Source organism: Ignavibacteriales bacterium, from assembly GCA_026390775.1.
In the GTDB taxonomy this organism is placed as follows: domain Bacteria; phylum Bacteroidota; class Ignavibacteria; order Ignavibacteriales; family Melioribacteraceae; genus Fen-1258.
Genome location: JAPLFF010000007.1, coordinates 260,711 through 279,927, shown reverse-complemented (window position 1 = coordinate 279,927; position 19,217 = coordinate 260,711). Strand labels below are relative to the sequence as shown.

32 protein-coding genes, 1 tRNA gene and 1 pseudogene are annotated in these 19,217 nt (G+C 35.4%); all 34 read left to right on the top strand.

Annotated features, from left to right (window positions below; translation table 11 throughout):
• Positions 1-8: 8 nt before the first annotated feature.
• The 34 genes and pseudogenes from rplB to NTZ27_06345 all read left to right on the top strand — a co-directional run bounded on the left by rplB (position 9) and on the right by NTZ27_06345 (position 19,170).
• The gene (gene rplB / locus NTZ27_06510) at positions 9-833 is read left to right on the top strand and encodes a 50S ribosomal protein L2 (GenBank protein MCX6174383.1); all 825 of its coding nucleotides are present in this window, start codon (positions 9-11) and stop codon (positions 831-833) included.
• A 13-nt stretch (positions 834-846) separates the two neighbouring features.
• Complete coding sequence (gene rpsS, locus NTZ27_06505; GenBank protein MCX6174382.1) at positions 847-1,137, top strand: 30S ribosomal protein S19; 291 nt, start codon at positions 847-849, stop codon at positions 1,135-1,137.
• A gap of 13 nt (positions 1,138-1,150) precedes the next feature.
• Positions 1,151-1,495: a 50S ribosomal protein L22 gene (rplV, locus tag NTZ27_06500; GenBank protein MCX6174381.1), complete on the top strand. Its 345-nt coding sequence runs from the start codon at positions 1,151-1,153 to the stop codon at positions 1,493-1,495.
• Between the two features lie 15 nt (positions 1,496-1,510).
• Positions 1,511-2,152 carry a 30S ribosomal protein S3 gene (rpsC, locus tag NTZ27_06495; protein MCX6174380.1) on the top strand — a complete coding sequence of 214 codons (642 nt, stop codon included), beginning with the start codon at positions 1,511-1,513 and terminating at the stop codon, positions 2,150-2,152.
• A gap of 21 nt (positions 2,153-2,173) precedes the next feature.
• Positions 2,174-2,593: a 50S ribosomal protein L16 gene (rplP, locus tag NTZ27_06490; GenBank protein MCX6174379.1), complete on the top strand. Its 420-nt coding sequence runs from the start codon at positions 2,174-2,176 to the stop codon at positions 2,591-2,593.
• A gap of 16 nt (positions 2,594-2,609) precedes the next feature.
• On the top strand, positions 2,610-2,828 hold the full coding sequence (gene rpmC, locus NTZ27_06485) for a 50S ribosomal protein L29 (GenBank protein ID MCX6174378.1): 219 nt from the start codon (positions 2,610-2,612) through the stop codon (positions 2,826-2,828).
• A 17-nt stretch (positions 2,829-2,845) separates the two neighbouring features.
• Positions 2,846-3,103: a 30S ribosomal protein S17 gene (gene rpsQ / locus NTZ27_06480; GenBank protein ID MCX6174377.1), complete on the top strand. Its 258-nt coding sequence runs from the start codon at positions 2,846-2,848 to the stop codon at positions 3,101-3,103.
• A gap of 43 nt (positions 3,104-3,146) precedes the next feature.
• Positions 3,147-3,515: a 50S ribosomal protein L14 gene (rplN, locus tag NTZ27_06475; protein MCX6174376.1), complete on the top strand. Its 369-nt coding sequence runs from the start codon at positions 3,147-3,149 to the stop codon at positions 3,513-3,515.
• A 9-nt stretch (positions 3,516-3,524) separates the two neighbouring features.
• Positions 3,525-3,851, top strand: coding sequence for a 50S ribosomal protein L24 (gene rplX, locus NTZ27_06470; protein ID MCX6174375.1), 327 nt, complete (start codon positions 3,525-3,527; stop codon positions 3,849-3,851).
• A gap of 123 nt (positions 3,852-3,974) precedes the next feature.
• Positions 3,975-4,529, top strand: a complete 555-nt coding sequence (rplE, locus tag NTZ27_06465) for a 50S ribosomal protein L5 (protein ID MCX6174374.1) — start codon at positions 3,975-3,977, stop codon at positions 4,527-4,529.
• Positions 4,530-4,538: 9 nt separating this feature from the next.
• Positions 4,539-4,808, top strand: coding sequence for a 30S ribosomal protein S14 (rpsN, locus tag NTZ27_06460; protein MCX6174373.1), 270 nt, complete (start codon positions 4,539-4,541; stop codon positions 4,806-4,808).
• Between the two features lie 17 nt (positions 4,809-4,825).
• Entirely contained in the window at positions 4,826-5,221 is a 396-nt protein-coding gene (gene rpsH, locus NTZ27_06455; protein MCX6174372.1) for a 30S ribosomal protein S8, read from the top strand.
• Between the two features lie 23 nt (positions 5,222-5,244).
• Complete coding sequence (gene rplF, locus NTZ27_06450; GenBank protein ID MCX6174371.1) at positions 5,245-5,781, top strand: 50S ribosomal protein L6; 537 nt, start codon at positions 5,245-5,247, stop codon at positions 5,779-5,781.
• A gap of 16 nt (positions 5,782-5,797) precedes the next feature.
• Complete coding sequence (gene rplR / locus NTZ27_06445) at positions 5,798-6,163, top strand: 50S ribosomal protein L18 (GenBank protein ID MCX6174370.1); 366 nt, start codon at positions 5,798-5,800, stop codon at positions 6,161-6,163.
• Positions 6,164-6,167: 4 nt separating this feature from the next.
• Positions 6,168-6,241 (top strand) — tRNA-Gln (locus NTZ27_06440).
• A gap of 57 nt (positions 6,242-6,298) precedes the next feature.
• The gene (gene rpsE, locus NTZ27_06435) at positions 6,299-6,811 is read left to right on the top strand and encodes a 30S ribosomal protein S5 (GenBank protein MCX6174369.1); all 513 of its coding nucleotides are present in this window, start codon (positions 6,299-6,301) and stop codon (positions 6,809-6,811) included.
• 12 nt (positions 6,812-6,823) lie between these two features.
• Positions 6,824-7,012: a 50S ribosomal protein L30 gene (rpmD, locus tag NTZ27_06430; protein MCX6174368.1), complete on the top strand. Its 189-nt coding sequence runs from the start codon at positions 6,824-6,826 to the stop codon at positions 7,010-7,012.
• An 8-nt stretch (positions 7,013-7,020) separates the two neighbouring features.
• Positions 7,021-7,485 carry a 50S ribosomal protein L15 gene (rplO, locus tag NTZ27_06425; GenBank protein ID MCX6174367.1) on the top strand — a complete coding sequence of 155 codons (465 nt, stop codon included), beginning with the start codon at positions 7,021-7,023 and terminating at the stop codon, positions 7,483-7,485.
• Entirely contained in the window at positions 7,485-8,825 is a 1,341-nt protein-coding gene (gene secY, locus NTZ27_06420; GenBank protein MCX6174366.1) for a preprotein translocase subunit SecY, read from the top strand. The genes rplO and secY overlap by 1 nt, the downstream gene beginning before the upstream one ends.
• Before the next feature lie 12 nt (positions 8,826-8,837).
• Positions 8,838-9,599 carry a type I methionyl aminopeptidase gene (gene map / locus NTZ27_06415; protein MCX6174365.1) on the top strand — a complete coding sequence of 254 codons (762 nt, stop codon included), beginning with the start codon at positions 8,838-8,840 and terminating at the stop codon, positions 9,597-9,599.
• A 3-nt stretch (positions 9,600-9,602) separates the two neighbouring features.
• Positions 9,603-9,821 (top strand): translation initiation factor IF-1, encoded by a 219-nt coding sequence (infA, locus tag NTZ27_06410; GenBank protein ID MCX6174364.1) that lies wholly within the window; start codon positions 9,603-9,605, stop codon positions 9,819-9,821.
• A 10-nt stretch (positions 9,822-9,831) separates the two neighbouring features.
• A complete protein-coding gene (gene rpmJ, locus NTZ27_06405) occupies positions 9,832-9,945 on the top strand; it encodes a 50S ribosomal protein L36 (protein MCX6174363.1) in 114 nt (37 codons plus the stop codon).
• A gap of 18 nt (positions 9,946-9,963) precedes the next feature.
• On the top strand, positions 9,964-10,347 hold the full coding sequence (rpsM, locus tag NTZ27_06400; GenBank protein MCX6174362.1) for a 30S ribosomal protein S13: 384 nt from the start codon (positions 9,964-9,966) through the stop codon (positions 10,345-10,347).
• A 27-nt stretch (positions 10,348-10,374) separates the two neighbouring features.
• The gene (rpsK, locus tag NTZ27_06395) at positions 10,375-10,761 is read left to right on the top strand and encodes a 30S ribosomal protein S11 (GenBank protein MCX6174361.1); all 387 of its coding nucleotides are present in this window, start codon (positions 10,375-10,377) and stop codon (positions 10,759-10,761) included.
• A gap of 16 nt (positions 10,762-10,777) precedes the next feature.
• Positions 10,778-11,404, top strand: coding sequence for a 30S ribosomal protein S4 (rpsD, locus tag NTZ27_06390; protein MCX6174360.1), 627 nt, complete (start codon positions 10,778-10,780; stop codon positions 11,402-11,404).
• A 25-nt stretch (positions 11,405-11,429) separates the two neighbouring features.
• Positions 11,430-12,425 carry a DNA-directed RNA polymerase subunit alpha gene (locus tag NTZ27_06385; protein MCX6174359.1) on the top strand — a complete coding sequence of 332 codons (996 nt, stop codon included), beginning with the start codon at positions 11,430-11,432 and terminating at the stop codon, positions 12,423-12,425.
• A gap of 20 nt (positions 12,426-12,445) precedes the next feature.
• Positions 12,446-12,796, top strand: a pseudogene (rplQ, locus tag NTZ27_06380) (50S ribosomal protein L17).
• A 285-nt stretch (positions 12,797-13,081) separates the two neighbouring features.
• On the top strand, positions 13,082-13,663 hold the full coding sequence (yihA, locus tag NTZ27_06375; GenBank protein ID MCX6174358.1) for a ribosome biogenesis GTP-binding protein YihA/YsxC: 582 nt from the start codon (positions 13,082-13,084) through the stop codon (positions 13,661-13,663).
• A 92-nt stretch (positions 13,664-13,755) separates the two neighbouring features.
• Complete coding sequence (locus tag NTZ27_06370) at positions 13,756-15,633, top strand: GAF domain-containing protein (GenBank protein ID MCX6174357.1); 1,878 nt, start codon at positions 13,756-13,758, stop codon at positions 15,631-15,633.
• 17 nt (positions 15,634-15,650) lie between these two features.
• Positions 15,651-16,814, top strand: a complete 1,164-nt coding sequence (locus tag NTZ27_06365; GenBank protein ID MCX6174356.1) for a phosphopentomutase — start codon at positions 15,651-15,653, stop codon at positions 16,812-16,814.
• A gap of 197 nt (positions 16,815-17,011) precedes the next feature.
• Complete coding sequence (locus NTZ27_06360) at positions 17,012-17,311, top strand: EutN/CcmL family microcompartment protein (protein MCX6174355.1); 300 nt, start codon at positions 17,012-17,014, stop codon at positions 17,309-17,311.
• Positions 17,311-17,580, top strand: coding sequence for a EutN/CcmL family microcompartment protein (locus NTZ27_06355; protein ID MCX6174354.1), 270 nt, complete (start codon positions 17,311-17,313; stop codon positions 17,578-17,580). Before NTZ27_06360 ends, NTZ27_06355 begins: the two co-directional genes overlap by 1 nt.
• 13 nt (positions 17,581-17,593) lie before the next feature.
• Entirely contained in the window at positions 17,594-18,448 is an 855-nt protein-coding gene (locus tag NTZ27_06350; GenBank protein ID MCX6174353.1) for a sigma-70 family RNA polymerase sigma factor, read from the top strand.
• Positions 18,449-18,456: 8 nt separating this feature from the next.
• On the top strand, positions 18,457-19,170 hold the full coding sequence (locus tag NTZ27_06345; GenBank protein MCX6174352.1) for a C40 family peptidase: 714 nt from the start codon (positions 18,457-18,459) through the stop codon (positions 19,168-19,170).
• The last annotated feature ends 47 nt before the right edge of the window (positions 19,171-19,217 follow it).

Below are 19,217 nucleotides of genomic sequence, written 5' to 3'. Positions count from 1 at the left end.
TAAATTAAATGGCAATTAGAAAATTAAAACCAAATACTCCCGGAACAAGATTTATGAGTATCTCTTCGTTTGAAGAGATTACAAAATCTACTCCGGAAAAATCTTTGACCGGTGTAATAAAAAAATCCGGTGGAAGAAATAATCTTGGTAGAGTGACTTCACGTCATCGCGGCGGTGGACATAAGAGACGTTACAGAGTAATTGATTTTAAACGTGATAAAAATGGAATTCCTGCAAAAGTTTTTTCAATTGAATATGATCCTAATAGAACTTCAAGAATAGCTCTTCTTAATTATGCAGATGGAGAAAAAAGATATATTATCGCTCCTGACGGTTTGAAAGTTGGTGATTCTATTATTTCCGGTAGCGGTTCAGAAATAAAAGTCGGTAATGCATTACCATTAAAAGAAATTCCACTTGCAAGTTTTATTCATAACGTGGAAATGAAACCCGGTAAAGGCGGACAGCTTGGAAGATCAGCAGGTGCATCAATTCAGTTAATGGCACGTGAGGGAAAGTTTGCTCAATTAAAAATGCCATCAGGTGAAGTAAGAATGGTTAGTGTTGAGTGTATGGCTACTTATGGTGTTGTTGGAAATATTGATCATGAAAATATTAGTCTTGGTAAAGCAGGAAGAAGCAGATGGTTAGGTATTCGTCCACATACTCGTGGTGTTGCAATGAATCCAGTTGATCACCCGATGGGTGGCGGTGAAGGTAAAACATCAGGTGGAGGACATCCGGTTTCACCTTGGGGACAAAAAGCAAAAGGTTTGAAGACAAGAAAGAAAAAAAATAGAACTAACAAATACATAGTTAAAAGAAGAAAATAGGTTAGAATAAAATATGCCAAGGTCAGTAAAAAAAGGTCCATACATCGACATTAAGTTGATGGAGAAAGTAAAAAAGCTCAACGAAACTAATCAGAAAAAAATAATCAAAACCTGGTCACGTTCAAGCACTATTACTCCGGATTTTGTGGGACATACAATTGCTGTTCATAACGGTAATAAAATGATTCCGGTTTATATTTCTGAAAATATGGTTGGCCATAAGCTCGGAGAATTTTCACCGACAAGAATTTTCAGAGGTCATCCCGGTACAAAAGCTGAAAAAGCATCTAAAGTTAAAGAGTAATAAGGATAGGATAATGGAAGCTAAATCAATTCATAGATATATTGGAACATCTCCCCGTAAGATGAGATTGGTGGTGGATATAATCAGAGGTAAATCTGTAGATCAAGCAATTGAGATACTTCACTTTTCGCCAAAGCATTCTTCAAAGGATGCGGAAAAAGTTTTACGTTCCGCTGTTTCTAATTTAATGAATAAAGATGATAATACTAAGCACGAAGTCTCTGACTTATTTGTTAAAGAAGCTTTTGTAAATGTAGGACCAACACTAAAGAGAATTTCTCCCGCACCAATGGGGAGAGCATATAGAATAAGAAAACGATCTAATCACGTAACAATTGTCGTTGCTACAAAAAAGTAATCTGAGGAGGAAGTTTTGGGTCAAAAGGTAAATCCAATTGGTTTTAGAGTAGGTATCATTAGAGGATGGGATTCGAATTGGTACGAAAACAAAAGTTATGCAACAAAACTTGTTGAAGATAAAAAACTTAGAACCTATATAAGAAAAAGATTACAAAATGCAGGTATCTCATCTATTATAATAGATAGAACTTCCAAGAATATAATTTTGACTATTCATACATCAAGACCCGGTGTAGTAATTGGCAAAAGTGGAAAAGAGATAGCACAGATCGAAGAAGAATTAAGAAAATTAACCGAAAAAGAAGTTAAGATTCAAATTACAGAAATTAAGAGACCTGAACTTGATGCAGCATTAGTTGCAGAAAACATTTCACGTCAGATCGAAGGAAGAGTTTCATTTAGAAGAGCCATGAAGCAATCAATTACATCTGCTATGAGAATGGGTGCTGAAGGAATAAGAATTATGTGCGCAGGAAGATTAGCCGGTTCTGAAATGGCCCGTACCGAACAATATAAAGAAGGAAGAATTCCGTTGCACACAATCCGAGCAGATATAGATTATGCAACGGCAACCGCGCATACAATTTATGGTTCGATTGGTGTTAAAGTTTGGATTTGCCGCGGAGAAATTTTAGGTAAACGTTCATCCGAATAAAGAGCTTGAGGAGTTTTTCTAATGTTAATGCCCAAAAGAGTAAAGTTTCGTAAAGCACATAGAGGTAGAAGAGCCGGAAAAGCTACACGCGGTTATCTTGTTAACTTTGGCGATTACGGATTGAAAGCATTGGAACCGGCTTGGATTACAAGTCGTCAGATTGAAGCATGCCGTGTTGCTTTATCACGTCATATGAAGAGAGATGGAAAAATGTGGATTAGAATTTTTCCGGATAAACCAGTTACTAAGAAACCTCTTGAAACAAGAATGGGCAAAGGAAAAGGTCCACCGGAATTTTGGGTTGCTGTAGTAAAACCCGGTAGAATTATGTTTGAGATTGGCGGTGTTGATAAGAAGACAGCAGTTGAAGCATTAAACCTTGCTTCTCATAAACTACCGATCAAAACAAAAATTACTCAACGTCCGGACTTAGAATCATAAAAGGATTTAAGAGAAAATGAAGATTTTTGAAATAAGAGAAATGTCTACTGATGAGATCAAGAAAAGAATTCTTGAGGATCAAAAAAATTTAGTGGATCTGAAATTTCAACAGGAATTAAAACAATTAACTAACACAGCAAAACTGCGTCTTGTCAGAAGAGATATTGCAAAGATGAAAACTATTCTAAAAGAACGAGAGATGCAGGAAACAAAAAACTCAAAGGCAAATAAATAAGGAGTATTCGATTTCCTATGGAGAAAAGAAGTATTAGAAAGACAAGGATCGGTACTGTTGTTAGCAATAAGATGCAGAAAAGTATTATAGTAGCTATTGAGAGACGCATTGCTCATCCGCTTTACAAAAAATATTTTAAGAAGACCACAAAATTAATGGCTCACGATGAGAAAAATGAATGCACTATCGGAGATGTTGTTAAGATTATGGAAACTCGTCCTTTGAGTAAAAGAAAAAAATGGCGCTTGGTTGAAGTTGTTGAAAAAGCCAAGTAAATAAGCTTGCCGGCAGGCAGGTTTGATGAGGAGCAGATAGATCATGGTACAAGAAGAAACAAATTTAGTTGTTGCGGATAATTCCGGAGCCAAGAAAGTAAGATGCATTAGAGTACTTGGCGGAAGTAACCGTCGTTATGCTAGTGTTGGTGATGTTATTGTTGTTAGTGTTAGATCCGCTATTCCAGGCGGCGGCGTTAAAAAAGGGGAAGTATCTCGCGCCGTTGTTGTTAGAACTAAAAAAGAAGTTAGAAGAAAAGACGGTTCATATATACGCTTTGATGAAAATGCTGCAGTATTATTAAATCCTCAAGGTGAACCGAAAGGAACACGTATCTTTGGCCCGGTTGCAAGAGAACTAAGAGATAAAAAATTTATGAAAATAATTTCTCTAGCACCAGAAGTTTTATAAGGATAGAAAATGAAGATCAGAAAAAACGATAATGTTATAGTGATAGCCGGAAATAACAGAGGTAAAACCGGAAAAGTTTTAAAAGTATTACCAAAGATTAATAGAGTTATTGTGGAAGGCGTTAATCTACGTAAACGTCATACAAAACCGACTCAGAAAAATCCTCAAGGTGGAATCACAGAAAAAGAAGCTCCGGTTAATGTTTCTAATATTATGATTCTTGATCCTAAAACAAATGAAAAAACAAGAATCGGTTCTAAATTAATTATAGATGAAAAAACTGGCAAAAAGAAAAGTGCAAGAGTCAGCAGAACAAGCGGCGAAATGCTTGGTTAATAATTTTAAGGATGCATAATCGCAATGGCAAAAGAACAAAAAGAGAAAAAAGAGCAGAAAGAAAAAAAAGGTAAGGAAGCAGAAGTTAAAAAAACTGCTGAACCTAAAGTTGTTGAACCTAAAATTCCTGCTCGGTTAAAAGAAAAATATTCTAAAGAGATCGTTCCAAAACTTAAAGAGCAATTCGGCTACAAAAGTATTATGGAAGTTCCTCGGTTAGATAGGATAGTTGTTAATATGGGTGTTGGTCAGGCAGTTCAAGATCCTAAAATATTAGATGAAGCTGTTAAAGATCTTGAAACAATAACCGGTCAAAAAGCATCCGTACGAATTTCTAAAAAATCAATATCCAATTTCAAGTTGCGCGAAGGAATGAAAATTGGTGCAAAAGTAACTTTACGAAGAGAAATGATGTATGAATTTTTAGATCGTTTCGTTTCTCTTGCATTACCTCGAGTTCGAGATTTCCGCGGTGTACCTGATAAATCATTCGATGGTCGTGGAAACTATACTCTTGGAATAAAAGATCAAATCATATTCCCTGAGATCAATTCGGACAAAGTAACAAAGATTTTAGGAATGGATATTACATTTGTTACAACAGCAAAAACAGATAAAGAAGCTTTCGAATTGTTAGTTGCTTTTGGGTTACCGTTTAGAAAAAAAGAAATTAATTAAAGGGAAAACATGGCAAGAAAAAGTTTACTCGCACGCGAAGAAAAAAGAAGAGTACTCAATGAGAAATTCGCAAAGCAGAGAAAAGAATTGAAAGAGAAGGGTGATTATGATGCATTGCAGCTCCTTCCCAGAAATTCTTCTGCCACCCGTTTGCATAACAGATGTAAAATGACCGGAAGACCGAGAGCTTATTACAGAAAATTTGGTGTCTCTCGTTTAGTGCTTCGCGAAATGGCTTTGCGAGGTGAAATTCCCGGTTTAAAAAAAGCAAGTTGGTAATCGAAGGAGAAATGTAAATGAATACTACCGATCCGATTGCGGATTTTTTAACTAGAATTAGAAACGCTGCTAAGGCAAAAAAGAAATTTGTTGATATTCCATCATCAAAAATGAAGATTAGTTTAGCAGAGATTTTAAAGAACAACAAATTTATCAGAGATTTTAACGTCGTTGAAGATCATAAACAGAATGTTCTTAGAGTACATCTTCAGTATGTTAACGGAGTTCCATCAATTACCGGAATAAAAAGAATTTCAAAACCCGGCTTAAGAAATTACGTAAGCAAGGATGAACTTCCGCGCGTGTTGAATGGACTTGGAATGGCAGTTCTTTCAACACCCAAAGGTTTATTAACTGGTAAACAAGCAAAAAAAGAAACTGTTGGTGGAGAAGTAGTCTGCCACGTTTGGTAAAAAATTTTAATAAGGAATAGAAATTGTCACGAATAGGTAAAAAACCAGTACCGATCCAAGGAGTAACAGTAACGAAGACCGACGGGACCATAAAAGTAAAAGGTAAACTAGGCGAACTTCAAATGAAAATTCATCCTAATATGATAGTTGATATTCAAAAGGATGAAATTATTGTTACAAGACCGGATGATCAAAAACAAAATAGAGCGCTTCACGGTTTAACACGTGCACTTATTGCAAATATGGTTAAAGGTGTTACCGAAGGATATTCTAAATCTCTAGAAATAGTTGGCGTAGGTTATAAAGTTGAAGCAAAAGGAGAAGCAGCATTATTTAATTTGGGTTATTCTCACCCGATTCTTCTTATGCCTCCACCAGGAATTAAATTTGAAATTCCTCTTCCTACGCAAATAAAAATATTCGGAAGCGATAAAGAGTTAGTGGGATTAATTGCAGCTAAAATAAGATCATTCAAGAAACCTGAACCTTACAAAGGTAAAGGTATTAAGTATACCGGAGAAGTTATTGTCCGCAAAGCTGGCAAAACTGCAGGTAAGTAATAGGAGAATTTGAAAAATGTTTTTGAAAGACAATAAAAGAAGAACAAGAAAAAAAGTTAGAGTTCGTAAAAAACTTTCCGGGACTGCAGATCGTCCGCGTTTAACTGTGTTTAGAAGTTTGAACAACATGCATGCTCAGTTGGTTGATGATGTAAAAGGTGTAACATTAGTTGCTGCATCTTCACTTTCGAAAGAAATAGTTGAAGAAGTAAAAAGTTTAAAAGGAAAAGTTTCGAAAAGTAAAATGGTTGGAAAATTAGTAGCAAAGAAAGCATTGGAAAAAGGTATTACCACTGTTGTATTTGATAGAAGTGGTTATGAGTACCACGGCAGAGTTCAAGCTGTAGCCGAGGGAGCTCGCGAAGGCGGATTAAAGTTATAGAAACTGCCGGGTCGTCTAATGGCAGGACAACGCCCTTTGGAGGCGTCTGTAGAGGTTCGACTCCTCTCCCGGCAGCCAGGTTAGACGGTTCAAAAAAAAGTTGATTAATAAAGTCTGTAAACAAGGGAGTTAAAATTGAATTTCAAGTACAAAAAAGTATCCGGTCTTGAGAATTTAAAAGAAAAAATTGTTCACATTAACAGAGTTGCAAAAGTTGTTAAAGGCGGTAGAAGATTCAGCTTTAATGCAATTGTTGTTGTTGGAGACGGAAACGGTCATGTAGGCGTTGGTCTTGGTAAAGCAAACGAAGTTACCGATGCTATTTCGAAAGGCGTAGATGATGCAAAGAAAAATGTTTACCGTGTACATCTATTAAAAGGAACAATTCCTCATACCATTATTGGCAAGTTTGGAGCCGGTTCGGTTCTATTAAAACCAGCTACTCCCGGTACAGGATTAATAGCAGGCGGCGGTGTTCGTGCTGTTCTTGAAGCTGCAGGCGTGCAAGATATTTTGACAAAATCTCTCGGTTCAAGTAATCCGCACAATCAAGTAAAAGCAACTTTAAATGCTTTGCTAAATCTTGTTGATGCTAGAGCAATGGCTCGTAAACGCGGATTGAAAGTTTCCGAGTTATTCAATTTGTAATTGAGGATTATAATGGCAAAGAAAATAAAAATTACTCAAGTAGGAAGTGTTATTGACAGACCTGTTCCACAAAAGCTAACGATTAAAGCATTAGGTCTTAACAGACCTAATCATTTTGTTGTTCACAATGATACTCCTCAAATAAGAGGAATGGTAAAAAAAGTTCATCATCTTGTTAAAGTAGAAGAAATTGAAGCATAGAGGAATAAATGGATATTCTAAGTAATCTAAAACCTGCAAAAGGTTCTCATAAAAAAATTAAAAGAATAGGACGAGGCGAAGGTTCTGGGCACGGAGGTACGGCTACGCGTGGTGAAAACGGTCAGCGTTCGCGTTCCGGTGCAAAATTTCCTGCTTGGTTTGAAGGCGGTCAGATGCCGCTTCAAAGAAGAATTCCTAAAAGAGGATTTCACAGCCCGTTCAAAATTGTTAATCAAGTTATTAATCTTGCAAGATTACAAAAATTGGTAGATGATAAAAAAATTCAGGATGGAGTAATCAACGCAGTTTCTTTATATAAGAATGGAGTAATTTCTAAAGCCGCAGCTCCTTTTAAAATTCTTGGCTTTGGAGAACTAAAAGCAAAGTTAAATATCGAAGCTCATTTTTTTAGTGTCTCAGCAAAAGAAAAAATTGAATCTGTCGGTGGAACTATTAAAGAGATTAAATTTTAATGGCAAAAATTCAAGAAACATTCCGGAATATTTTTAAGATTCATGAATTGCGTCAGAGGATTCTTTACACACTTGCTCTGCTTGTAATCGTTAGAATCGGTACGCATATTACATTACCGGGCATTGATACTACATTGCTTCATGCCGCAACGCAAAATAAAACTTCAGATAATTTATTCGGTCTGTACGATTTATTTGTAGGCGGTGCATTTTCAAATGCTGCAATTCTTGCGCTTGGAATTATGCCCTACATTTCTGCTTCAATCATTTTGCAGATCGCTGGTGCTGTAATTCCATATTTTCAAAAATTGCAGAGAGAAGGCGAAGAAGGAAGAAAAAAATTAACTCAGCTAACACGATACGGAACTGTACTGATATCTGCTATGCAAGCATGGGGAGTAACAATTCATTTGTTAAATATTAGTGTTCCTTCAGGCGGATCAATTGTACCAGAAGCAGTTCGTGGAGTGTTATGGAGTTTTTCTACAATAGCTATTTTAGTCGCCGGCACAATGTTCATTATGTGGATGGGTGAACAGATCACTGAAAAAGGAATTGGTAACGGAATCTCCTTAATAATTTTTATTGGCATTATTAACAGATTTCCTTTTGCTTTACTTGATGAATATAGATTAATAGCTGCCGGGCAACGTAATTTAGTTATTGAAGTTGTTATTATTTCTTTGATGGTGTTGATTATTGCAGGTGTTGTACTTGTTACTCAAGGAACCAGGCGAATTCCAGTTCAATATGCTAAAAGAGTTGTCGGAAGAAAAGTTTACGGCGGAGTTACTCAATACATCCCATTGAGAGTTAACACAGCCGGAGTTATGCCGATTATTTTTGCTCAGTCAATTATGTTTATTCCAAGTACTTTATTTTCATTTTTCCCTAATAGTGAATTTATAGGTACGTTAGCAAATTATTTTCATTATCAGTCCGTAACATATTCAGTTATCTATGCGTTGATGATTATCTTCTTTACATATTTCTATACAGCAATTGCATTCAACCCGCAGGACGTTGCAGAGAATATGAAAAAGCAGGGCGGATTTATCCCCGGTATAAGACCAGGAAAACAAACTGCAGATTTTATAGATAATATTTTAACAAAGATTACATTGCCCGGATCATTCTTTCTGGCAATCATTGCAATTCTTCCGGCGTTCATCTCAAAATTTGGTGTTAGCGGTAGTTTTGCTTCATTCTTTGGCGGAACAAGTTTGCTTATTATTGTTGGTGTTGCACTTGATACGTTACAGCAAATTGAATCTCATTTGTTGATGAGGCATTACGATGGATTTATGAAATCCGGAAAAATGAAGGGAAGAAGATTCTAATTAAGTTTTAATGTGATTCTAATAAAAAGTAAAAAAGAAATTGATTTAATTCGTGAAAGCTGTTTTATAGTTGCTGAAGTTCTACAATTAGTGAAGAGTTATGTTAAACCGGGCATAGCGACTATTGAACTGGATAAGATTGCTGAAGATTATATTTTAAGTAATAATGGGAGACCGGCATTCAAAGGATATTCTCAAGCAGGTTCTTTTGATTTTCCCGGTTCTATTTGTTCTTCAATTGATGACGAGGTTGTTCACGGGATTCCCGGCAACAGAGTTCTAAAAGAAGGTGAAATTCTTTCGATTGATGTTGGTGTTGAAAAGAATAAATACTTTGGAGATGCGGCTCTTTCGGTTGCAGTTGGAAATATTTCCAATGAGAAACAAAAATTGATGGATGTAACTGAAAAATCATTGTACTTAGGTATTGAACAATTGAGAGAAGGAAACAGACTTGGTGATTATTCCAGTACTGTTCAAACACTTGTTGAAGAAAACGGATTCTCGGTAGTACGAGATCTATGCGGTCACGGAGTTGGTAAACATCTTCATGAAGATCCGCAAATTTCCAACTACGGAAAAAAAGGAAACGGACCTTTAATAAAGAATGGTATGACACTGGCTCTTGAACCGATGGTTAATATGGGATCTTATAAAGTTATTGTTGCTGAAGATGGTTGGACAGTTTTAACTGCAGACGGAAAACCTTCTGCACATTTTGAACATACTGTTTTAATAATTGATGGTAAACCAGAAATATTAACAAAGTGCTGATAAATGGCTAAACAAGGACCGATAAAGGTTGACGGAATAGTTACTGAAACTTTGCCTAATGCACATTTTAAAGTCCGCCTCGATAACGGTCATGAAATACTTGCTCATATTTCCGGTAAAATGAGAATGCATTTCATAAAAATTTTGGTCGGTGATAAAGTTGCAATCGAACTTTCACCATACGATTTGAATAAAGGTAGAATTACATACAGATATAAATAACGGAGTTGAAATGAAGGTTCGCTCATCAGTTCGCAAGATTTGTGAGAACTGTAAGATAATTAAAAGAAAAGGGGTTGTTAGAGTTATTTGTAAAAACCCTAAACATAAACAGAGACAAGGTTAAACTTAGGAGGTTATAGATTTGGCTCGTTTAGCAGGTATTGATTTACCAAAAAATAAAAAAGCTTTCATCGGCCTTACCTACATTTTCGGTATCGGTGATAAATCGGCAATGGAAATTCTTACAAGAGCGAATGTTAATCCGAATAAAAAAGTTAGTGAATTAACAGAAGAAGAAATTGCAAAGATTCGTTCTGTAATGACTGCTGATTATAAAGTTGAAGGTTCATTAAGAAGTGAAGTTCAACAGAATATTAAACGATTAATGGATATTGGTTCATATCGCGGTCTCCGTCACAGAAGAAGTTTACCTGTTCGCGGACAACGTACAAGAACCAACTCAAGAACACGTAAAGGAAAACGTAAAACAGTTGCCGGCAAAAAGAAAACACCGGCTAAGAAGTAATTAATTATTTTTTATTGAGGAGTTAAATTGGCAAAAGTAGTTAAAAAGACTAAAAAGAAAGTTCATGTTGATGCGGTTGGCGTTGCACATATTAAAGCCACTTTCAACAACGTGATAGTTACGATTACCGATATTTATGGAAATACTATTTCTTGGTCTTCAGCCGGTAAAAACGGTTTTAAGGGTTCAAGAAAAAATACTCCATTTGCTGCACAAGTTACCGCAGAAGCTGCCGGTAAAGAAGCGCATGCTTTGGGTCTAAGAAAAATTGATGTGCTTGTTAAAGGTCCCGGTTCTGGAAGAGAAGCAGCAATTAGAGCATTAAATACAGCAGGATTGGATATTCTATCAATCAAAGATCAAACGCCAATTCCTCATAACGGTTGCAGACCACCAAAACGCAGAAGAGTTTAATCAGGAGAAACTTTAGATGGCAAGATACACTGGCCCGAGTTGCAGATTATGCAGAAGGGAAAAGACAAAATTATTTTTAAAAGGATCTAAGTGCTTATCCGAAAAATGTCCGTTGGAACAGAAGAATTATGCACCGGGGCAACACGGCTTAACACGAAGAACAAAATTTTCGGAATACGGCGTTCAACTTCGAGAAAAACAGAAAGTAAAAAGAATTTATGGATTGCAGGAAACTCAATTCCATAATTATTTTGATAATGCAATTCGTCAAAAAGGTGTTACCGGCGGTAACTTAATTAAACTTTTAGAAAAGAGATTGGATAATACCATTTTCCGTCTTGGGTTTGCACCTTCAAGAAAATCTGCCCGACAATTAGTTCTTCACAGACACTTTACCGTTAATGGGCAAATTGTTAATATTCCTTCATTCTCACTTTCTTCCGGCGATGTAATTTCTGTAAGAGAAAAAAGTAAAAAGCTTGATGCTATTCACAATTCCTTAAGAAGAACAAAAGACAACGTTTACAGTTGGTTATCCGTAGATAAAGCTACTCTCTCAGGTACATTCTTAAATATTCCTGAAAGAGAAGATATTCCATTGAATGCAAACGAACAGCTAATAGTAGAGTTGTATTCTAAGTAATTTAAAATTATAAAGAGGATACTAAATGAGTTATCCATTCATAAAGATGCCCGATGGTGTCGTACTCGATGAATCTTCAAGTAAAGAAAATTTTGGAAGATTTATGATCCAACCTCTTGAGAGAGGATTTGGAGTTACATTAGGCAATGCTTTAAGAAGAGTGTTGTTATCATCCCTTACCGGAGCTGCAGTTACTGCTATTAAGATTGAGGGAGTTTTACACGAGTTTTCAACAGTTCCCGGTGTAGTTGAAGACGTTACAGAACTTATTCTTAATTTGAAAAAAGTAAGAATGAGAATTGTTAATAAGAAAGTTACCGGTTGTGAAATTTCTTTTAACGGTTCAAAAGAATTTAGAGCGGGAGATATTCAAAAAGCTTGTCCGGATATTGAAATATTGAACCCGGAGCTTCACATTGCTCGCTTAAACTCTGATGCAAAGTTGAATATGGAATTAAAGTTCGGAATTGGAAAAGGATATGTTCCTTCCAATGAGCAGAAAATTCCGGAAATGACTATCGGAACAATTCCGATTGATTCTATATTTACACCAATAGTTAATGTTCATTACAATATTGAGAATGTACGTATCGGTGAAAGAAATGATTTTGAAAAATTATCGATTGATATTCACACTGACGGATCAGTAACACCGGAAGAAGCTCTTTCTTGTTCTGCAAAAATTTTGAAAGATCATATTCAAATGTTCATCAATTTTGATGCTGAACCAGAAGAAGAAAAAGTTGAAAATGAAAAAGATGCTGAAGCAGAAAGAATCAAAAAGATTCTTTTAACAGGTGTAGACGATCTTGAGTTGAGTGTCCGTTCACATAATTGCTTAAAAGCTGCAAACATCAAGAACTTATCCGACCTTGTTAAGAGAGATGAAAGCGAGATGCTTAAGTTTAGAAATTTCGGAAGAAAATCTTTGGCTGAGTTGATCGAGATCGTTGAAAATTACGGACTTGAGTTCGGTATGGATGTTGACAAGTATATAAAAGATAAACCAGAAAACAACTAGTATTTCCAGAAGGTTAAAGAATGAGACATAGAGTTAAAGGTAGAAAATTAGGCAGAACAGCAAGTCACAGACTTGCATTATTGAGATCATTAGCTGCATCTTTATTAAAGCATAAAAAGATTACAACTACTACAGCAAAAGCAAAGGAACTGCGCGGTTTTGTTGAACCTCTAATCACAAAAGCAAAAATAGATTCTGTTCATACAAGAAGATATGTCTCCGCACAAATTAACGATAGAGAAATTGTGTCGGGATTATTTTCAGACATTATTTCTAAAATTGGTGATAGAGCAGGCGGGTACACTCGCGTTGTTCGTTTAGGACGAAGAAAAGGCGATGGCGCTGAAATGGCAATTATTGAATTAGTTGATTTTAGCGGAATAGTAAAACCAAAAACACCAAAGAAAACTAAAGATGAAGAGAAGCCAACAGATACTAAAGTAGAAGAAACTAAAACTGAAGAGAAGAAAGCTGAGAAACCGAAAAAGAAAACAGCTCCAAAATCCAAAAAAGAAAAATCACCCAAAGAAAAACCCGGCGTAAAAGAGAAAAAAATTAAGACGACTAAAACTCCGCAGAAAAAAGGCAGTTGATAAAATAAATCATAAATTATTTTTGGAAAGAGTAATCGGCTTCGGTTACTCTTTTTTGTTTCTATGAAAAAAATAGAATTCATAAAACCGGTTTATAATCTGATCGAATTACCGAAACGAAATTTACCAACGGTTGTTCTTTGCGGTCGTTCAAACGTGGGAAAATCTTCATTTATAAATTCCTTGTTTAATACAAAATTAGCCAAGACTTCATCTCATCCTGGTAAAACACGTTCCATCAATTACTATTTGGTAGAAAACAAATTTTTTTTAGTTGACTTGCCTGGATTTGGTTATGCAAGAGTTTCAAAAAGTGAACGGGACGCTTGGCAGCTTTTGCTGGAAAAATATTTTTCACTTAATAAAAATATTGATCTTGCTGTTCATATAATTGACAGTCGCCACGACCCAATGCAGTTGGATATTGAACTAAATGAATTCCTGCACAAACAGAGAATACCGTATTTTGTTATTCTTAACAAATCTGATAAACTAAAACAATCCGAACTTGCTTCAGCACGAAAGCAAATCAAAAAATTTTTCCCTGAACTCATATACGGCGAGAATATGCTTTTCTATTCCACGATAAAAGGTACTGGCAAAAAAGAAGTTGTAAAGTTGCTTACCTCACTATTCCTTATATGAAAATCTCTTAAATCTTTCTTATTATTGAATGTAAAGTTGTAAGGAATAATAATTTAGAACATATTTCTTTCACAAGATCTTAAGAAGGGCGGATGGGAATTACAGAAAAAATCAGAAAGAGAATTTTCATTTTCATATTTATTCCAATCCTTGTAGTCATTCCATTTTTTACAGATGATTTAACCCTCAAAATGATTTCCGGTGTTATTCTTATTGTTTATGCCGGCTTCATTATTTTCTTGCGCGATTCCATGAAAAGTAATGCAATTGATAATGATATTGATTTGCAATCAGATCTTTTTGAAGAAGATAATACAAATGAGAATGACCGATATGAGACAGATGCCGGTGAAGATTTCAAAATAATTTCTCCTACAAAAAATATTGAAGTAATTACAGCTGATAATTTTGCTTCGGGGATTAACCGCGGCAATAAAGATCTTTTTAAACCGCCTGACTTCAAACAAAATTTTGAAAGGATTGTTCACGAACAACTTCCGGAAGATGTTAATCATGACGAACAATTCGGTTTTGTTCTTGAAAAAATCTTAAGTGTAGTTAAAGATTCTTTCATGGCTCACACCGCGGCTTTTTTCTGGTACAATAAAAACAGAAAACGATTAACGCTTGAACGTTATGTAACCAGCTCATCTCAAATCACACAACAAAAATTTGATCTTGAAGATGATATACTCGGAAAGATTGTACAAAAAGAAGAACCGGAATTATTGACCGACATTTCTTCAAATGCCGAAATTGATGTGATAAGATATTACAGCGCCCCACAAGGAATTAAGAGTTTTGTCGGTGTGCCATTGTTTTATGGTAAATCATTAACCGGTATTCTTGTTCTCGATTCTAAAGTAAATGATGCATTTGGTATTGAACAAGTTTATGCACTTGGTAGAATTGTCCGTGTTATTTCGATTATAATAACATTATTCGAAGAAAAATTTTCCGAATCACAAGCAGAGCTGAGATTAAATACTCTGCTCAATATGTTGAGTCACGATAAAAAAATTGAATCGGAATCCGATCTTCATAAAACTATTGAAAATGCAGTTCAAGGTTTAATGGATTGGGATTCTTTTACTTTTGTTTCTTATTATACGTCGGAACAAAAATTTAAAACTTCGAAGATCATTAATAAAACTTCGTTAAAGTATGTCGGTGAAAATTTAGAAATTGATCTTGCGGGAACTTTGGTTGGAAGAGCTATATTAAGTGCAACTCCTGTTAAGATTGATGATACTTCAATTTCAGAAATTCCTCGCTTTGCAAAAAGTGAAGATGTTAGTTTCGATGGTTCTTTCTTAGCAATTCCTTTAGTTTATGATGAGCAAAACTTTGGAGTTCTGTGTTTCGAAAGTTTGAAAAAAAATGTTTATTCAAATAATGAAGTCACTTTTATCAAGAATGCGACTAAGATATTTGCTTTTATACTTCATTCGTATTCAACCATAACTGTTCTAAAAAGTTTGCTTTCTGTTGATGCAGAAACAAAAACTTTGAATTATGATTCGTTCCTCGAGCGGTTTACCGTTGATCTTGTTCGCAGTAAAGAATTAGGAATTCAAGGTGCAATTGCGATGATCAAAATTGATGATTTTTTAGAACAAGATTCATTATTTGAAAGCGACCCTTTCCCTAAAATTGTACGTGTGATTTCTCAGATTATTAAAGATGAAATGACACCGTTAAATTTAATCGGGCGATTAAGTCAAAAAGTTTTTGCAGTATATTTTTTCAATATGTCACCGAAAGATGTTTTTCTATGGGCAGAAAAATTACGAATTAAAATTGCCCGCAAACCGATTGCTATAGTTTCTAAGCAAACAACATTTACTGTTTCGATCGGAGTTGCTTCAACAACAAACAAAACCGATGTTCAAGAGATCTTAACTAATGCCGAACTTGCACTTAATAAAGCATTAGAAAAAGGCGGCAACACGGTAAAAAGTATCAACTAACATTCGAAAGTACCCTGGTGAACAATTTCTTTGTTATAGTTCTCGATGGTATCGGGATTGGTGAACTGCCCGATGCTAAAAATTATTCAGATCAAGGAAGCAATACACTTGGCAATATGGCAAATCGTCTTGGCGGTTTGAATCTACCTAATCTAGAACAATTTGGATTAGGCAATATTAATCCTATACTTGGTATTAAAGCACAAAACCAACCATTAGCTTCTTATGGAAAGTTATCAGAGATCTCTCATGGAAAAGATTCTACCACCGGGCATTGGGAATTAGGCGGATTAAAAGTAGAGATTGAATTTCCGTTTTATCCTAATGGTTTTCCACAAGAACTTATCAATAGATTTTTAAATGCTACAGGCTTAAAAGATATTCTAGGGAATTATGCCGCATCGGGAACAGAAATTATTAAGGACCTCGGTGCGGAACATGTAAGAACCGGATACCCGATTGTCTACACTTCTGCTGATTCTGTTTTTCAGATTGCAGCACATGAAGAAATAATTCCATTAAATAAACTTTATGAAATCTGTTCAATCTCACGTGAAAAAGTTTTTGTTGGTAAAGATGCTGTTGGAAGAATTATAGCGAGACCATTTATCGGGACGGAAGGAAATTATACCCGTACAACAAATCGAAAAGACTTTTCTCTTGATCCGCCATCACCAACAATATTGGATTATTGTTTGAATGATGGAATTGAAACCTATGCAATCGGGAAAGTAAATGATCTATTCAATTACCAGGGGATAAAACACAAACTGAAAACAAAATCAAATCAAGAGGGAATTGAAAAAATAATCGAGACAGCAAAAAATGTTAAAGGATCTTTCATTTTCACAAATCTTGTAGATTTTGATGTTTACTACGGACATCGAAACGATCCCGAAGGACTTCACAACGCTCTTAAAGAATTTGATACACGATTACCCGAGATCGTAAACTGTCTTGATGAAACAGACCGTTTAATCCTAACAGCCGATCATGGTAATGACCCGACCGATATAAGCACAGATCATACCCGGGAATATGTACCTCTTCTCTATTATAGAAAAAATATTCAAGGTAAAAATTTAGGCACACGTAAAACCTTTTCTGATGTTGCTCAAACAGTTGCACATTATTTTAAGATCAATAATGATTTGAAAGGGACAAGTTTTTTGAATGAATAAAGCAAACTAAAACAACCGTCAATTATCTTGTTTCGGTTTGAACATTACAGATTTTTTTAATAAAGTTGCGACCACACGTGACGCAATTGTTTGTTCAGTTGCAAAAAACAATAAACTTCCTATTTTTACAAACGATAGTTACAGATATAAAGAGAGCGGAATTAAAATTATTACATCATTAGAATAGAGAGGATGATTTGATACTCGGTAAAGTTATTGGAACTGTATGGTCGACGCGTAAAGATGAAAATCTGGTCGGAGCCAAATTTTTAATAGTTCGTCACATTGATCTGGAATATAAACCGAAAGAATCAACAGTGATCGCAGTTGATTCTGTTGGTGCTGGGGTTGGTGAAATAGTAATTGTTGCACAAGGCAGTTCCGCACGCCAAACAGCATTTACAAAAAATAAACCTGTGGATGCAGTAATTATGGCTATTGTTGATAAACTTGATATCTCAGTAAAAGATAAACAAAAAGAAACCGTTGTGTTCTGATGCAGCTTGGCAAAATCATAGGGACTATTTGGGCAACAAGAAAAGATGATGCTGTTACAGGCTATAAAATGCTGTTTGTCCAGCCAATTAATTCCGAGGGGAAAAATATTGGAGAACCGATTATTGCTTTAGATACGGTTGGAGCCGGTTCAGGAGAAATAATTTATTACGTAACAGCAAGCGAAGCTGTTATACCTCTTGATGTTGATATGGCTCCGGTTGATGCTTCAATCGTTGGAATTGTTGATTCAATTAATATAGAATCCTAGCGGAGATGTAATTTTGAAAATCACAAAACAATACACTAATAGAGAAAGTCAATCTTTAGATAAATATCTTCAAGAAATTGGTAAAGTAGATCTATTAACACCAGACGACGAAATTGAACTGGCAATAAGAATAAGAAAAAATGATTCGTTGGCATTAGAAAAATTAGTTAAAGCAAATTTACGGTTTGTTGTTTCGGTTGCTAAACAATATCAAAATCAAGGGCTCTCGCTTGGCGATTTGATTAATGAAGGTAATTTGGGTTTGATTAAAGCGGCAAAAAGATTTGATGAAACGCGCGGATTCAAATTTATTTCGTATGCTGTTTGGTGGATTCGTCAATCTATTCTTCAAGCATTGGCGGAACAATCAAGGATTGTAAGATTACCATTAAATAGAGTTGGTGCATTGAACAAGATCGGGAAAGCTTACAGCAATCTTGAGCAGGAATATGAACGTGAGCCGAATGCACATGAACTTGCACAAGAACTTGATATGGATATAAGTGAAGTTTCAGATACTCTAAAAATTGCGGGACGTGCTGTTTCAATGGATGCACCGTTTAATCAAGGTGAGGAAAATCGGTTGCTTGATATTCTTGAAAATGATGAGGAGCCATCACCGGATTTCACACTAATGTCGGAATCTCTACGAAGTGAAATTGAGCGGGCGCTTTCTACTCTTTCTGAAAGGGAAGGTGAAGTAATAAAACTTTATTTCGGACTGAATAAGGAACATTCTCTTACACTTGAAGAAATCGGCGAGAAATTTAATCTAACCCGCGAGCGCGTTCGTCAAATAAAAGAAAAAGCAATTAGAAGATTACGACATGCATCTCGCAGTAAAAATTTAAGATCTTACTTAGGTTAAGTTTGCTTATGATTATACTCAACAGAATTTTCAAAAAAATTATTTGTTCAGTTTTTGTATTCATGATCTTCAGCGGTTGTTCTTCTTCTTCAAGTACACAAAGATTTAAGCAAAGTAAAAGTGATAGAAACGGTAATTCAAATCCGAGATTTGAATCCTCAGATACAACAAAAAGATATTCACGCACAACACCTAAAAACGAGCGAATTATTTTTAATGATCTACCTGCAGATACTTCGGCTGAATTTGATGAAATACCGGTTGAAGAAAATCCCGTTGATAAAACAAATTTTGTATCTCACTTTGAAAAACTAAAAACATTCAATGTTGCTCTTACACCACGCGAAAAAGTTTTGTTCGAAGTGATTAAATATTTAGAAACGCCTTACAAATATGGCGGCAATACGCAAAAAGGAATGGATTGTTCTGCCTTTACTTTGCAAGTTTATCAAAATTCTCTTGCTATCGAAATTCCACGATCAGCAAGTGAGCAATATTCTGCCGGAGAAAAAATTTCTATGGATGAATTGAAATTCGGCGACCTGGTTTTCTTCAATACTACAAAAAGATCTTTTCCGGGTCATGTAGGAATTTATCTCGGTGAAAATCAATTTGTACACGCAAGCCGTTCAATTGGTGTTACTGTCTCTTCTCTTGAAGATGCATACTACAAAAAACGTTTTGTCGGTGCAAGACGTGTAGAGACAATTGGAGAACAATAATTTAGATTCATTCTTAACCGCTCAAATCTTACCTAAAACCTCGTTGA

Coding starts and splice junctions, on each gene's coding strand:
- secY (MCX6174366.1), top strand. CDS start 7,485: ATGGCAAAAATTCAAGAAACATTCCGGAATATTTTTAAGATTCATGAA.
- rpsH (MCX6174372.1), top strand. CDS start 4,826: ATGAATACTACCGATCCGATTGCGGATTTTTTAACTAGAATTAGAAAC.
- rpsD (MCX6174360.1), top strand. CDS start 10,778: ATGGCAAGATACACTGGCCCGAGTTGCAGATTATGCAGAAGGGAAAAG.
- NTZ27_06385 (MCX6174359.1), top strand. CDS start 11,430: ATGAGTTATCCATTCATAAAGATGCCCGATGGTGTCGTACTCGATGAA.
- rplR (MCX6174370.1), top strand. CDS start 5,798: ATGTTTTTGAAAGACAATAAAAGAAGAACAAGAAAAAAAGTTAGAGTT.
- rpmJ (MCX6174363.1), top strand. CDS start 9,832: ATGAAGGTTCGCTCATCAGTTCGCAAGATTTGTGAGAACTGTAAGATA.
- rplP (MCX6174379.1), top strand. CDS start 2,174: ATGTTAATGCCCAAAAGAGTAAAGTTTCGTAAAGCACATAGAGGTAGA.
- rpmC (MCX6174378.1), top strand. CDS start 2,610: ATGAAGATTTTTGAAATAAGAGAAATGTCTACTGATGAGATCAAGAAA.
- rplB (MCX6174383.1), top strand. CDS start 9: ATGGCAATTAGAAAATTAAAACCAAATACTCCCGGAACAAGATTTATG.
- rplX (MCX6174375.1), top strand. CDS start 3,525: ATGAAGATCAGAAAAAACGATAATGTTATAGTGATAGCCGGAAATAAC.
- rplO (MCX6174367.1), top strand. CDS start 7,021: ATGGATATTCTAAGTAATCTAAAACCTGCAAAAGGTTCTCATAAAAAA.
- NTZ27_06355 (MCX6174354.1), top strand. CDS start 17,311: ATGCAGCTTGGCAAAATCATAGGGACTATTTGGGCAACAAGAAAAGAT.
- yihA (MCX6174358.1), top strand. CDS start 13,082: ATGAAAAAAATAGAATTCATAAAACCGGTTTATAATCTGATCGAATTA.
- rpmD (MCX6174368.1), top strand. CDS start 6,824: ATGGCAAAGAAAATAAAAATTACTCAAGTAGGAAGTGTTATTGACAGA.
- infA (MCX6174364.1), top strand. CDS start 9,603: ATGGCTAAACAAGGACCGATAAAGGTTGACGGAATAGTTACTGAAACT.
- rplN (MCX6174376.1), top strand. CDS start 3,147: ATGGTACAAGAAGAAACAAATTTAGTTGTTGCGGATAATTCCGGAGCC.
- rplV (MCX6174381.1), top strand. CDS start 1,151: ATGGAAGCTAAATCAATTCATAGATATATTGGAACATCTCCCCGTAAG.
- rpsQ (MCX6174377.1), top strand. CDS start 2,846: ATGGAGAAAAGAAGTATTAGAAAGACAAGGATCGGTACTGTTGTTAGC.
- rpsS (MCX6174382.1), top strand. CDS start 847: ATGCCAAGGTCAGTAAAAAAAGGTCCATACATCGACATTAAGTTGATG.
- NTZ27_06345 (MCX6174352.1), top strand. CDS start 18,457: ATGATTATACTCAACAGAATTTTCAAAAAAATTATTTGTTCAGTTTTT.
- NTZ27_06370 (MCX6174357.1), top strand. CDS start 13,756: ATGGGAATTACAGAAAAAATCAGAAAGAGAATTTTCATTTTCATATTT.
- rpsN (MCX6174373.1), top strand. CDS start 4,539: ATGGCAAGAAAAAGTTTACTCGCACGCGAAGAAAAAAGAAGAGTACTC.